Here is a 12955-nt window from a genome sequence, read left to right on the forward strand (position 1 = left end):
CTATTCGAGTGCACTCACGGCCACGCCGTGCTGCTTCGAAAACGCCTGGAGTGTTGCGGCGACCTGGGGATCCTGCAGGGTGGTCGTCAACTCAATGATCTTGTTGCCGTCACCCTTGTGGCTGTCGCTCACCGTCACGGTGGCCGAAGGGTCGTCTGCGGCAAACAGCTTCTGCAGCGAAGGGCCCAGCGACCCCATCAGGCCGTCGCGCTCGTCCTGCGCGGCGCCTGACTGTGCGGCATATTGAACCTCAAAAGAAAAATTCGTCCTGGGATTCATATCGGGTTTCTTTCTGGGTGCGGAAAAAGCTACCGGCGTAATGTCGCTGCGAGGGTGATTTCGGGAACGCTGGCCAGGGCCCTGGAGAGCGGGCAGGCCTTCTTGGCGCCTTCGGCGAGTTCCTGGAATTTCGCTTCATCGATATCCGGAATCACGGCCTCCAGGGTCAGCGCAATGCGGTCGATGAGGAAGCCATCACCCTGCGGCACCAGACGGACCCTGGCGCGGGTGTCTACCGAGCTGGTGCCGAACCCAGCCTTGTCGCAGGCAAAAGAAAATGCCATGGTGAAACAGGCTGCATGCGCGGCGCCCAGCAACTCTTCAGGATTGGTGCCGCTGCGGTCGTCCTCAAAGCGGCTGCCAAAGCCGTAGGGATACGACTTGAGTGCAGCGGTGTCGGTGCTGATCTGGCCCTGGCCCTTTTTGCCTCGGCCTTCCCAGTGAACAGATGCGGTTTTTTCGGTCATGGGGTTCTCCAGGTTTGTGCGCGTGCAGGGTATATCCGTGCAGGACAGTGAAATGAAATGTTGAACGTTCCAGCGTGCCTGTTTTTTTGGGGGCTGGCCGTCGGACAGCACCGCACGTCGGGGTAAGGCCTTCCCGCCGTGGCCGGATCCGGTGTGAGCCGGGATGCACCGGTCAGGCGTCGTCTGCGCCCGGGTCTTTCATGTGCCAGGTGATCCGCCCAAACTCGGCCCTGAGCTGGGCCCGGCCCTCGTCGTCCGCCAGTGCGGAAAGAGCTTGCGCAACCGAGAGCCTGCGCGCGGAAACGGGCTTCCCGCGGTGGGCAAACACGATGCTGTTGGTTTTTTCCTGGGCAAGAATTTCTGCGGAATTGCCATCGAAACTGCGCGCAATGCGGCCCGCCAGCAGCGGATAGTCCGGGTCATCGTAGTGCAGGTTCACCGCCAGTACGCCGCCCGGCGACAGCGCGGCAAAACAGTCGTCATAAAAGCGTTGCGAACAGAGGGCCGGCGGTTGCCCCTGGTGGTCAAACCCGTCGATCAGCAGCACGTCGAACCGGGAGGTACCGGCCTGCAGAAAATCGGCCCCGTCAGCGGCGATGACGCGGAACCGCGCGTCATCGTCGGGCACGTGGAATTCGCGCCGCAGCACCACCACCTGAGGGTTGATCTCCAGCACAGTCATCTGGCTGGACGGCAGCTGCCGGTGGCAGAACTTGGCCAGGGAGCCGCCTCCGAGGCCGATCATTCCGATGTGCAGGGGCACGGGCCGAAAGAGCAGGAAACCCATCATCGTCAGCGTGTAGTCCACTTCCAGGTGCCAGGGGCTGTGCATCAGCATGCGGCTTTGCAGTTCACCCATCGTGAAGTGAAGCGACCGGGTGCTTCCGTCGTCATGCACAAAGGGCTGGGCATGCGCTGGCTGCTGCAATTCAGCCGGGCCAGCAGGTACAGCGGCGGCAGGAAATTGATTGAGGTCGGGCCAGGAGGTCATGAGGCTTTAAGCGGTACGGGTGGGTTCCGCCATGTATCCGGCGGCAGGTAACTGCCGCCTCGTGCGGCCTCCCCCTTCAGACCGGCTGGGATTCCGGCTGCGCTGTGGTTGCGACTTCCGAAGCGACCGCATCCAGGGCCTGCGCCACCACACCCTGGCTGTCGACCGGCCGGAGCAGGCGTTCGCGGATCAGCCGTTCGCAGCTACGCTTGGTCATCGAGTGGGGCTGGCCGCCGTGGCTCACGAACATGAACAGCGTGCCCTTGGTGCTGGCCCAGATCAGCTGGGCTCGCAGCCAGCGGCGCCTGGAGTACATATCCACCCAGTGGCCGGAACGCAGGCTGAGCAACAGGCGCTCGGCTTCACTTTGAGCCATGGCCGGTACTGCATTTGCGGAGGCTGCCGCCGCGGCAAGGTATTCCGGATGGCTGGAGTCGGGCTCATTTGCCGCTTGCATGGGTTCTATCGGCGGCGGTTCGTCTTCCTCGATCGGAGCAAGTTCTCCGGGCACAGTCGGCAGGGTGTCTTCAAACCCTGCGGCGTCCAGGTCGTCGCGCGCAAGCCAGGGGTGCGCGGCGGCCTTGGCAAGACGCTGTTCAGGCGTGGCCGAATCTTCTTCGGCCTCCAGTGGCACGGCGCCAGACTCTTCGGCGTCACGCCGGCTTTTCAGGCGTCGCAGCTTGAGCACGGGCCGGTGCAGCATCATCAGGCCCTCGAAGAAAGGCTCACTTTCGCGCGGGTCCTGCCCCAGCAACTCCAGCCCCTCATGCAGCTTGCCCAAAAGGCTGGGAATCATCTCGATCAGTTTGGCCGGGCGTTTCAGGGTGACTTCCCGCTTGACGCTCCAGAGCAGGTCAGGCACCACCGAACCGAAGCCCATCGGATCAACCTGGTTGCGTGTATCGGAGAGTCTGGCGTGCGCCATGGCCAGCGCCCAGGGGCCGAACAGGAAGTCCAGCACCAGGCCCGGCACCTTGTCCAGGTCTGAGCGTGTGCTCAGCTCAAAGGCGATCTGGTCCGCTTGCGTCTGGCGCTCTTCGGCGAAACGCAGGGCCTGCAGCACGTTGTTGCGGTTTTCCGCTTCGAGCTGGTCCTGCTCGTCCCAGCCGTATTCGAGCTCGGCCAGTGCCATCGCGAAAGGCTGGGCATCTTCGATCGTCAGGCTGTTCAGCCCGTTGAAAGCGCGCGTGACCGGCTCAAAAAACGCCAGGAACTCAGGGCTGAATTCGTCGTTGTACTTGAAGCTGCGCTGCGCCACGCGCTCCATGACACGGCGCCCGGCGTGGCCTTCGTCGCTGAAAAAGCGCGGGTCCACCATGGCCAGACGCAGCAGCGCAGGCTCCAGCGCCACGATGGCTTCCCGCACCGGCACCAGCAGGCGCGGGTCTTGCGCGACCTGTTTGACCAGCTTGCGCACCACTTCCAGGCCCAGCACCTGACCGACCTGCTTGGCCTCTTTCTTCAGCTGGGTCCGGACGATGGCGCGCTCGCGGGGTCGGGCGTACGAGCCCCAAACCTGCGGGCTGAGCTGGCTGCGCTCATCGACCATCCGCTGCGGACGGTCTACCGCCGGCAGGTTTTGGTATTCATGCGAGGGCGCGGCTTGCGACTCAGCCAACGGCGCGCCGGAAGAGTCAGGCGCTTCCTGCAGGGCGACCAGCTCTTCCTCCACCGTTTCGTAATAGGACGGCGCCAGCCCGTGATGGGCGTTGCTGCCGCCATGGAACAGGAAATCCTGGAACAACTCGTCCCGGATCTCATAGTTGGAGAGGTCGGCATATTGCGGGGGCGGCTGGTGCTGGCCGGATTCGACGGAGCTCCCACCGTTTCCGCCCTCACCGCCGCCGACGCCTCCGGTACCGGTGCCCGACCCGGAGCCTGCGCCTCCCGCGCCCCTGGCACGGCCGGGGGCTGCGCTTGCAGGGGTCTGCAATACGCGGTAGCTGGCTCCCTGCACGTTGGCAAGTTCGAGCTGGTTAACCAGGCGTTCATAGACCTGCCCGAGTTCGCGCCCCAGAGGCTCGGCAAGATACCTGAGCCACAGCGAAACGACGGCCGGGCCCGCATTGCTTGCGGTGATCATTTCGCGCAGGGTTTGTGCAAACACTTCAGGGCGCAGCGGATTGAGCTCCGGGCGCACATTGGGCAGCCCCTGCACGGTGCTGATCAGCTTGTTGAGTTCGGCGAGGACGTGGTCGACCGCCGGCAGCACCAGCTGGAGCAGCCGTGACGATTCAATGGCCTGGGACACGTCCTCGTCATCGACGAGGGCGAAACTGGCATAAGACAGGGCGGCAAAGGTGCTGGATGCGGCGGCGGCTGAAGCAGCGAGCTGGTCTGGCGATGCTGCCGGCGTGCGCACCGCCTGCACCGCAACAGCCACATTCGCCTTGAAATGCACCAGCAGGTCTGCCGGGTATTGCACGACCCAGACGGGCTTGTTTTGTTGAAGTCCCCGCCAGGCCGCCGCGAGTTCGTCGCGCTCGGCCACTTTTGGGCTTTGTGACTCGGCAATCTGCAGCCCCGCCACGGCGTCATCAATGCACCGTTCCAGCGCAGGCCGGGCTGCTTTGGCAGCCGCCTGAAGACAGGATTGAAGGACGTCAGGTTGCGAAGCCATCGAGGAGTTCGGGAAAATTGGTATTAATCACATTTGCCGGCCGGCTTGCAACCGATCTGTGGCCGGAGAAGGGGGAGACGCTAGCGTAAGGGCCAACCGCGATTTCATTGAAGTACTTGCAAAGTGTTTCACTTGGTTTCCAACGCATACATATGAATTACAGGGTTTTTGTCACGGAACGGTCCATAACCAGCCCTTAAATCCCGCGAATGGCGATGAGCGGCCGGTTTTGCAAGATCGGCGGCTCTCTGTAAAGGTCAGTTTGGCGCAACACCTCCGCAAGCTCAGGGGTTATCAACGCCTGACCGGCTGTCATCCGCCATAGGGGGCGCACCGGCGCCAGCGGGCCGAACCCAGATTTCCAAGAGTATTTGGCCTGCAGGCCAATAGCAGCCTGCGCCAACAGCTATCAATTCAGTAGCAAGCTGGCTCTGTCAGGCACAGGCTGCAGCAGGCGCAAGCCCCCGTCCGCACCCCTGCCGCAGACTTAACAGCTCACAAGCCGGCTTTTACCTTCAGCCGCCAGGCGTGAAGCAGCGGCTCGGTGTAGCCACTGGGTTGCTCCAGGCCCTTGAAGACCAGGTCGCACGCTGCCTTGTAGGCCGCTGACGCCTCGAAGTTGCCCGTCATCTTTTTGTACAGCGGATCGCCCGCGTTCTGGCCGTCGACCACGGCGGCCATCCGTTCAAAGGTTTCCTTGACCTGCGCTTTCGTGACCACGCCATGCAGCAGCCAGTTGGCGATGTGCTGACTGGAAATACGCAGCGTGGCGCGGTCTTCCATCAGGCCGACGTTGTGGATGTCGGGCACCTTGGAGCAACCCACACCCTGGTCGATCCAGCGGACCACGTAGCCGAGGATGCCCTGGGCATTGTTGTCCAGCTCCTGCTGCTTCTCGGCAGGCGTCCATTGAGCGTCGGGCGAGACCGGCACCAGCAGCAGCTCGGGCAGCAGGCGGGCGATTTCGGACTTCAGGTCGACCGTCTTCTCGATGTCTTTTTGCACCGCCGCCACATTGACCTGGTGGTAGTGCAGCGCGTGCAGCGTGGCGGCCGTGGGCGAGGGGACCCAGGCGGTGTTGGCGCCGGCCTGCGGGTGCGAGATTTTGGCCTTGAGCATGTCGGCCATCAGGTCGGGCATGGCCCACATGCCCTTGCCGATCTGGGCGCGGCCGCGCAGGCCGCAGGCCAGGCCGACCAGCACGTTGCTGCGTTCGTAGGCGCTGAGCCAGGGGCTGATCTTCATGTTGCCCTTGCGGATCATCGGGCCGGCCTGCATGGCCGTGTGCATTTCGTCGCCGGTGCGGTCCAGGAAACCGGTGTTGATGAAGGCCACGCGGCTGGAAGCGGCGGCGATGCAGGCCTTGAGGTTGACGCTGGTGCGGCGCTCTTCGTCCATGATGCCGAGCTTGACCGTGCTGCCCGGCAGGCCGAGCATCTTTTCGACGCGGCTGAAAAGTTCGGCGGCGAATGCCACTTCAGCGGGGCCGTGCATCTTGGGCTTGACGATGTAGACCGAGCCCTTGCGCGAGTTCCTGATGCCGGGCTTGCCCTTGCGCTTGAGGTCGTGGATGGCGATCGTGGTCGTGATCACGGCGTCCAGGATGCCTTCCGGAATTTCCTTCGTGCTGCCATCCGCGGCGGTGTACAGCACGGCCGGGTTGGTCATCAGGTGGCCCACATTGCGCACGAACATCAGCGAACGGCCGTGCAGTACCACTGCTTTGCCCTTGGGTCCTTTCGGCGAGGTGTATTCACGGTCCGGGTTCAGGCCGCGGGTGAAGGTCTTGCCATCCTTGGTCACGCTTTCGGTCAGTGTGCCCTGCAGGATGCCCAGCCAGTTGCGATAGGCCAGCACCTTGTCGTCGGCGTCCACCACGGCCACAGAGTCTTCCAGGTCCATGATGGTCGACAGCGCAGCCTCTATCACCAGGTCGCTCACGCCGGCCGGATCCGTCTTGCCGATGGGCGTGCCGCGGTCAATGCGAATGTCGATGTGCAGGCCGTTATGCTGCAGCAGCACCGACGACGGCGCGGAGGCTTTGCCCTGGTAGCCGATGAACTGGCTGGCGTCTTCCAGCGCCGTTGTCTTGCCGCCTTTCAGGGTAACGACGAGCTTGCCGCCCTTGACCGCATAGGCGATCGAATCGATGTGCGAGCCCTTTTTCAGCGGCGCGGTGCGATCCAGCACATAACGTGCGTACTCGATCACCTTGGCGCCGCGCACGGGGTTGTAGCCTTTGCCTTTGGTGGCGCCGTCATCCTCGGAAAGGGCGTCGGTGCCGTAGAGCGCGTCATACAGGCTGCCCCAGCGCGCATTGGCGGCATTAAGCGCATAGCGCGCGTTCAGGATGGGCACCACAAGTTGCGGGCCGGCCTGTTTGGCGAGTTCGGCGTCCACGTTGGCAGTGGTGATGGTGACCTTCTTCGGCGTAGGCACGAGGTAGCCGGTTTTTTCGAGGAAAGCGCGGTAAGCCTTCATGTCCGCAATGGGGCCGGGGTGGGCCTTGTGCCAGGCGTCCATCTCGGCCTGCAGGCGGTCGCGCTCTGCCAGCAGGGAGAGGTTCTTGGGCGCCAGATCGGCCACGATGGCGTCAAAGCCCTTCCAGAAAGCGCCGCTGGCCACACCGGTGCCAGGCAACACCTCGTCTTCGACGAAACGGTAAAGCCCGGTGGCGACCTGCAGACGGTGGCTGGAGGTGCGTGTGTTGGTTGTTGTGTTCATGGTGCGGTCCCTTTTCTCAAAAGCATCAGAAGAATCAAAAAAACTAAAAGACAAAAAATAGAACGAGCCTGCGAAATCAGTGCAGCGGCAGCGAGAGCACTTCACGCAGGTTGCTGCCGGTGTACAGGGGCTGCGTGCCCAGCTCTTCAAACGGCAGTTGGTAACGATTAACCCACAGCGTCTGGTAGCCATACCAGGTGGCCGCCAGTGCGTCCCAGCTGTTGCAGCTCACGAAGGCGATCTGTTTCGCCTCCAGCCCGGTGGCTTTCAGCCCGAGCGCATAGGCTTCGGGCGCGGTCTTGTATTTGCGAATGCTGTCCACGCTGATGATGTGGTCCAGCAGACCTTCAAGCCCGGCCGACTTGACGGCCACATCCAGCATGGAGGGGTCGCCGTTGGACAGGATGCCGGTGGTGATGCCACGCGCCTTCAGCGCCTGCAGCACCTCCCGGTTTTCGGGAAACGCCGACAGGTGGCGGTACTGGTTCATGAGCTGCTCCTCACGGGCGGCATTCAAATCCAGCCCCAGGCGTTTGCACGCATAACGCAGGCCTGCGCGTGTGAGGTCCCAGAACGGCCGGTAATGCGCGCCGCCGTTGCTGATGGTCACCAGGCGCGTGTACTCAATCTGCTTGTCGCGCCACAGCACGCCCAGCACTTCGCCTTTGCCCGGAAAGAACTGCTCCGCCAGCAAGCCCACGCTGTACACGTCAAACAGCGTGCCGTAGGCGTCAAACAGCACAGCACGAAGCTTGGGCTGTGGGTTGGAGCGGGACTTTTCCATAAGCCTCTACTGTATTTGATACATCGAGCGTGATTAATTACCCAAGAATCGCTTTATCCATGACATTCATACGCCTAATCGGATAACAAGCAGACATCAAAGTCCTTTTCGTCACTGGCAGTGCTGGGACGGCTCTACGGATTGGCACAGCTCTTGCATCTCATCTTGTACACAAGTATGGATGCCTTCAATTGGTGCACATCTCTTCATCGCCGAACTCTCCTCAATCGCTTGCTGCACCTGAGCAGGTGACGACATCTGCGGGCACGGACGCCGGCTGGGCTCCCGAGGCCTGGATTACCAGGACATCGTCTTTCCCGACCGGCCGCGGCGGCGCGCTGGCCGGGCTCTCATTTGCGGCCAAAGACAATATTGATGTAGCGGGCGTGCCAACCACCGCCGCCTGCCCCGCTTTCGCCTACACGCCGACGGCGCACGCCGCCGTGGTGCAAAAGCTGCTCGATGCGGGTGCGCAACTGCTGGGCAAGACCAACCTGGACCAGTTCGCCTGCGGCTTGAACGGCACGCGTTCGCCGTATGGCGCGGTGCCCAACGCCATCAACCCCGACTATGTATCAGGCGGATCGAGCTCCGGCTCCGCCTATGTAGTAGCGACCGGGCAAGCCGACTTTGCACTGGGTACAGACACGGCCGGCTCGGGGCGCGTACCAGCCGGCCTGAACAACATCGTGGGATTGAAGCCGTCCAGGGGTCTGGTCAGCGCGCGCGGCGTGGTGCCGGCCGCGCAGAGCGTGGACTGCGTCTCCATCTTCGCGCGCACCGTGGCCACGGCCGCCCGCGTGCTCGAAGCGGCCATGGGCTACGACCCGCTGGATCCCTACTCGCGCGTGCTGGCGATGGCCGACACCGCCTTGCCCGCAGGCTTTCGTTTCGGTGTGCCTTCAACACTGGGCTTCTGCGGCGACGCGCTGGCCGAGCAGGCTTTTGGCGAAGCTGTCACCCGCATGCAGGCCCTGGGCGGCGTGCCGGTGCCCATCAATTTCGCGCCGCTGGCCGAGGCGGCCGCGCTGCTCTATGAAAGCGCGCTGGTGGCTGAACGCTACACCGCCGTACGCGATTTTTTCGACACACATGAAGACGCAGTGATCGAACCGGTCCGCAGCATCATCGGCGCAGGCCGCCAATACAGCGCCGCCGACCTGTATGCAGCCCAAACAAAGTTGCGCGCGCTGGGCCAGCAGGCGGGCGCAATGTGGCGCGACATTGACGTGCTGCTCCTGCCGACCGCGCCCACGCACTACACGCTGCAGGCCATGCAGCGCGACCCCATCACGCTGAACCGCAACCTGGGCACCTACACCAACTTCGTCAACCTGCTGGACTACGCGGCCCTTTCCGTGCCCAGCAGCCTGCGTCCTGACGGCCTGCCTTTCGGCATCACGCTGGTGGGGCTGGCGGGCAGCGACTGGCAACTGGCTGAGTTGGGACAGCGCTATCACCATGCCACTGGTTTGCCGCTGGGAGCATTGAACGAAGCGCTGCCCGCACCCGCAGCGTTGCCAGGCATCCAGCCGGCGGCCACGGTCAGGCTGGCCGTGGTGGGCGCACATCTTTCGGGCATGCCGCTGAACAGCCAGCTGACAACGCGCGGCGCCACGCTGGTGGGCCCCGCACGCACCGCGCCTGACTATCGCTTCTACGCGCTGCCGGGTACGGTGCCGCCCAAGCCGGGGCTGCTGCGTGTGGCCCCCAACGAGGGCGCGGGCATCGCGCTGGAAATCTGGGAAATGCCGGTGCAGCACTACGGCTCTTTCGTTGCGCTGATCCCCGCGCCCCTGGGCATAGGCACGCTGGCGCTGGAGGGCGGCGGCAGCGTCCAGGGTTTTGTTTGCGAGGCGCACGCGCTGCAAGGCGCCGAGGACATCACGCATCTGGGTGGCTGGCGCGCCTACCTCGAATCACTGAAGTCCAGCGCACCGGCCTGAAGCTTTCATCACCCTTTACCAACCCGTTCATCCACCGTTTACCCATCACCAGCAGGAGCATTTCATGAAGCCCGTTCCCACACCGTCATCCGCCCCCCACGGCCCGGCACGCCGCTCGCTGCTCAAGGCCACGGCCGCCGGCGCCACTTTGGGGCTGCTGGGCATGCCCGCCTTCCTGCATGCGCAGGGCGGGCCGAAAATCCGCATCGGCTACTGGCCCATCGCCGCCGGCCTGCCGTTCTACTCAGCCATCGAGCTGGGCTACTTCAAAGAGGCCGGCCTTGACGTGGAGCCGCTCAAATTCGCCGGTGCGCAGCAGGTGATGGAGGCGGTGCTCTCGGGCCGCGCCGACGGTACCGCCAACGGCACCGGTTCGGCCAACATCGCCATCGGCGAGATCGCCCAGCCCGGCACCTTCAAGATCTTCTGCTCCAACCCCAGCAACGTGAAGAATGTGCTCGACGAGGTGATCGTGCCGGCGGCCAGTCCGGCCAAGGTGATGGCCGACCTCAAAGGCAAGCGCGTCGGCTCCGGCCCCGGCATCCAGAACGTGACACTGGCCAAGACCGTGCTGGAGCGCGGCGGCGCTACCGGCGCGACCGTGGTCGAGCTGCCCATCGGCCAGCATGTGGCCGCGCTTGCCGCCGGCCAGATCGACGGCGCCTACACGCTGGAGCCCACCGGCACCATAGGCCGCATGAATGGCACCACCCGTGTGCTTGAAGCCGGCGTGATTGCGCGCTATGTACTGGGCGACCCGATGGCGCCGTGGTTCGGCGGCTCGGCCTCGCTGTCTTCCGACTTCATCAAGAAGAATCCCGACGCGGCAAAAAAATTCGTCGCTGCCTATGGCAAGGGCGTGGCTTACGTGCGCAGCAAATCGGTCGAGGCACGCCAGTACCTCAAGGGCTACACCGCCATCGAAGGCCCGCTCACCGGCGAGGTACCGCTGGCCGCCTACACCATGTACAACGAGTTCACCCCGGCCGACGTGGCGCACTTCCAGAAATTCTTCGACCTGTTCTCCGAAAAAGGCATCTTCAGCTCGCGCCTCATCGTGGACACCATGCTCTACAAGGGTTGAACACCATGAGTACCACCTCTCCCGTGACGGCAACGCCCGCCAAACCCTGGACGCCTCCGGCCGCGCCGGCGGCCGTCGTGCAGCGCAAGCCGGCGCTGGACAAGGCCCTGCCCTTCATCGGCCCGGTGGCGCTCTTCATCATCTGGGACCTGGCCGTGCGCCTGGGCTTCATCAAGGCCATCCTGCTGCCGCCACCCATCGATGCGCTGGGCGCGCTGCTCAGCGGCCTGGCCGGCGGACCGCTGCTCAAGGACTTTGCGGTCACCGTATGGCGCACGGTGCAGGCCTTCATGATCGCCGCTGCGGTCGGCATGCCGCTGGGCGTGCTGCTGGGCAGCAATGAAAAAGCCTACCGCAGCGTCGAATTCCTGATCGACTTCTTTCGCTCCACACCGTCTTCGGCGCTGATCCCGCTGTTCCTGATGATTTTCGGCGTGTCGGACATCAACAAGGTAGCGATTGCCGCCTTCGGCGCGCTGCTGATCGTGGTGTTCAATAGCGCTTACGGCGTGATCAACGCGCGCAAGCAGCGTGTCATGGCGGCCAGGGTCATGGGCGCCTCGCGCTGGCAAGTGTTCAAGGACGTGCTGATCTGGGAAAGCCTGCAGCCGAGCTTTGTCGGCCTGCGTTCAGCGGTGTCCATGGCACTCGTCATCGTGATCGTCGCCGAGATGTTCATCGGCGCCGACACCGGCCTGGGCAACCGCATCATCAACTCGCAGCAGGTCATGAACGTGAAGGACATGTACGCGTCCATCCTGGCTGCCGGCGCCCTGGGTTATGCGCTGAATATCCTTTTTCTCGTCGCAGAGCGACGCATCGTGCATTGGAGCGGAAGATAAATGGCCCCCACGCTTTTCACTTCGTGTAATGCGCTTCCCCCCGAGGGGGCCGCTGCGCCTGCGGCCCGGCAAAGCCGGTTCCGCGGCCCCTGCTTGAAGGTGAGAGGCCTGCGGTCACTCACCGCTGTGTTTACCCATGGATCCCACCGGAGTCCGACATGTCCGCTGTAATTAATGCTCCCGTATTCGCCGACGTCCCGGTGCGTGAATTCCAGCCCGGCCCGGCCGGCACGCACATCACCATACGCGGCCTGACCAAGTACTTCGCCGGCTGGCCGCTGTACGAAGACTTCAACCTGGACATCCCCAAGCACAAGATCGTCTCGGTGTTCGGGCCCAACGGCTGCGGCAAGTCCACGCTGATCAACATGATCGCGGGCCTGATCCCCATAGACGCGGGCGAAATCCTGTTTGACGGCAAGTCGCTCAAAGACACCAAGATCGGCTACGTCTTCCAGAACTACCGCGAGGCCATGTTCCCGTGGATGCGCACCATCGACAACATCGCCTATCCGCTCAAGCTTGAAGGCAGATCCAAGGCGGAAGTCGACAGGCGCATGGCCGAACTCGTGGCCTCCTTCGACGTGAAGTTCGACCTGAACCGCTACCCCTATGAACTCTCGGGCGGGCAGCAACAGACAGCCTCCATCATGCGGGCGCTGGCGCCCAATCCCGAGGTGCTGTTCCTGGACGAGCCGTTCTCGGCGCTGGACTTCGAGATGACGCTGTTCATCCGCGAAAAACTGCAGGAGGTGTTCATGCAGACCGGCACGACCATGCTGCTGGTGTCGCATGACCTGGAAGAAGCCGTGTACCTCGCCGACCAGGTACTGCTGCTGACCAAGCGCCCGACGCGCGTAGCCGAAATCCTGCCCTACGGCGATGCGCGTCCGCGCACGGTGGAGACCTTGTCTGAGGCCAGCTTCATCAGCACCAAGAAACTCAGCCTGGAAATCTTCCAGCGCGAAGTCAGGCGTTGAGAAAGCTGCAGCCATGATGGACGAAGCAAGCATTGCAAGTTATGTCGCAAGCGCCGGCGCGGTGCTGGGCCTGCCGCTGCCGCCGGACCGCGCGGCACGCGTGGCCGCCCACCTGCAGCGCACCACCGTCATGGCCGCGCTGCTGGACGCGGCGCCGCTGGCCCCGCACGACGAGCCGGCCGAAATTTACTGCCCGGCGGTTTTCCCGTCCAGCGACGGCGGGCGCGAGCAGTCATGA

General features: G+C 63.6%; 11 protein-coding genes. 5 read left to right on the forward strand and 6 right to left on the reverse strand.

Annotation, left to right across the window (positions count from 1 at the left end; genetic code table 11):
• The 6 genes from AC1D13_RS20535 to AC1D13_RS20560 all read right to left on the reverse strand — a co-directional run bounded on the left by AC1D13_RS20535 (nucleotide 1) and on the right by AC1D13_RS20560 (nucleotide 7865).
• Nucleotides 1-279 (reverse strand): hypothetical protein, encoded by a 279-nt coding sequence (locus AC1D13_RS20535; RefSeq protein ID WP_457282322.1) that lies wholly within the window; start codon nucleotides 277-279, stop codon nucleotides 1-3.
• 29 nt (nucleotides 280-308) lie between these two features.
• Complete coding sequence (locus AC1D13_RS20540; protein WP_457282323.1) at nucleotides 309-746, reverse strand: OsmC family protein; 438 nt, start codon at nucleotides 744-746, stop codon at nucleotides 309-311.
• A gap of 172 nt (nucleotides 747-918) precedes the next feature.
• Nucleotides 919-1737, reverse strand: coding sequence for a fused MFS/spermidine synthase (locus AC1D13_RS20545; RefSeq protein WP_477690195.1), 819 nt, complete (start codon nucleotides 1735-1737; stop codon nucleotides 919-921).
• A 76-nt stretch (nucleotides 1738-1813) separates the two neighbouring features.
• A complete protein-coding gene (locus AC1D13_RS20550) occupies nucleotides 1814-4357 on the reverse strand; it encodes a DUF1631 family protein (RefSeq protein WP_477690196.1) in 2544 nt (847 codons plus the stop codon).
• 495 nt (nucleotides 4358-4852) lie between these two features.
• Nucleotides 4853-7081, reverse strand: a complete 2229-nt coding sequence (locus tag AC1D13_RS20555) for a malate synthase G (protein WP_477690197.1) — start codon at nucleotides 7079-7081, stop codon at nucleotides 4853-4855.
• Nucleotides 7082-7157: 76 nt separating this feature from the next.
• Nucleotides 7158-7865 carry a haloacid dehalogenase type II gene (locus tag AC1D13_RS20560; protein WP_477690198.1) on the reverse strand — a complete coding sequence of 236 codons (708 nt, stop codon included), beginning with the start codon at nucleotides 7863-7865 and terminating at the stop codon, nucleotides 7158-7160.
• 248 nt (nucleotides 7866-8113) lie between these two features.
• Between AC1D13_RS20560 and atzF the strand changes: the two genes are divergently transcribed.
• The 5 genes from atzF (at nucleotide 8114) to AC1D13_RS20585 (ending at nucleotide 12955) form a co-directional block, all read left to right on the forward strand.
• A complete protein-coding gene (gene atzF, locus AC1D13_RS20565) occupies nucleotides 8114-9811 on the forward strand; it encodes an allophanate hydrolase (RefSeq protein ID WP_457282328.1) in 1698 nt (565 codons plus the stop codon).
• A gap of 64 nt (nucleotides 9812-9875) precedes the next feature.
• Nucleotides 9876-10895 (forward strand): ABC transporter substrate-binding protein, encoded by a 1020-nt coding sequence (locus AC1D13_RS20570; RefSeq protein WP_477666906.1) that lies wholly within the window; start codon nucleotides 9876-9878, stop codon nucleotides 10893-10895.
• A gap of 5 nt (nucleotides 10896-10900) precedes the next feature.
• A complete protein-coding gene (locus AC1D13_RS20575; protein ID WP_457282330.1) occupies nucleotides 10901-11737 on the forward strand; it encodes an ABC transporter permease in 837 nt (278 codons plus the stop codon).
• Nucleotides 11738-11895: 158 nt separating this feature from the next.
• Nucleotides 11896-12717: an ABC transporter ATP-binding protein gene (locus AC1D13_RS20580; protein ID WP_477666907.1), complete on the forward strand. Its 822-nt coding sequence runs from the start codon at nucleotides 11896-11898 to the stop codon at nucleotides 12715-12717.
• Nucleotides 12718-12730: 13 nt separating this feature from the next.
• Nucleotides 12731-12955: an AtzG-like protein gene (locus AC1D13_RS20585; protein ID WP_457282332.1), complete on the forward strand. Its 225-nt coding sequence runs from the start codon at nucleotides 12731-12733 to the stop codon at nucleotides 12953-12955.

It is taken from the genome of Polaromonas sp. P1_E12, assembly GCF_056405975.1.

What these genes read in the sequence shown, in the direction of transcription:
- AC1D13_RS20535 (WP_457282322.1), bottom strand. Translation starts at nt 279, where the DNA reads ATGAATCCCAGGACGAATTTTTCTTTTGAGGTTCAATATGCCGCACAG.
- AC1D13_RS20540 (WP_457282323.1), bottom strand. Translation starts at nt 746, where the DNA reads ATGACCGAAAAAACCGCATCTGTTCACTGGGAAGGCCGAGGCAAAAAG.
- AC1D13_RS20545 (WP_477690195.1), bottom strand. Translation starts at nt 1,737, where the DNA reads ATGACCTCCTGGCCCGACCTCAATCAATTTCCTGCCGCCGCTGTACCT.
- AC1D13_RS20550 (WP_477690196.1), bottom strand. Translation starts at nt 4,357, where the DNA reads ATGGCTTCGCAACCTGACGTCCTTCAATCCTGTCTTCAGGCGGCTGCC.
- AC1D13_RS20555 (WP_477690197.1), bottom strand. Translation starts at nt 7,081, where the DNA reads ATGAACACAACAACCAACACACGCACCTCCAGCCACCGTCTGCAGGTC.
- AC1D13_RS20560 (WP_477690198.1), bottom strand. Translation starts at nt 7,865, where the DNA reads ATGGAAAAGTCCCGCTCCAACCCACAGCCCAAGCTTCGTGCTGTGCTG.
- AC1D13_RS20570 (WP_477666906.1), top strand. Translation starts at nt 9,876, where the DNA reads ATGAAGCCCGTTCCCACACCGTCATCCGCCCCCCACGGCCCGGCACGC.
- AC1D13_RS20575 (WP_457282330.1), top strand. Translation starts at nt 10,901, where the DNA reads ATGAGTACCACCTCTCCCGTGACGGCAACGCCCGCCAAACCCTGGACG.
- AC1D13_RS20580 (WP_477666907.1), top strand. Translation starts at nt 11,896, where the DNA reads ATGTCCGCTGTAATTAATGCTCCCGTATTCGCCGACGTCCCGGTGCGT.
- AC1D13_RS20585 (WP_457282332.1), top strand. Translation starts at nt 12,731, where the DNA reads ATGATGGACGAAGCAAGCATTGCAAGTTATGTCGCAAGCGCCGGCGCG.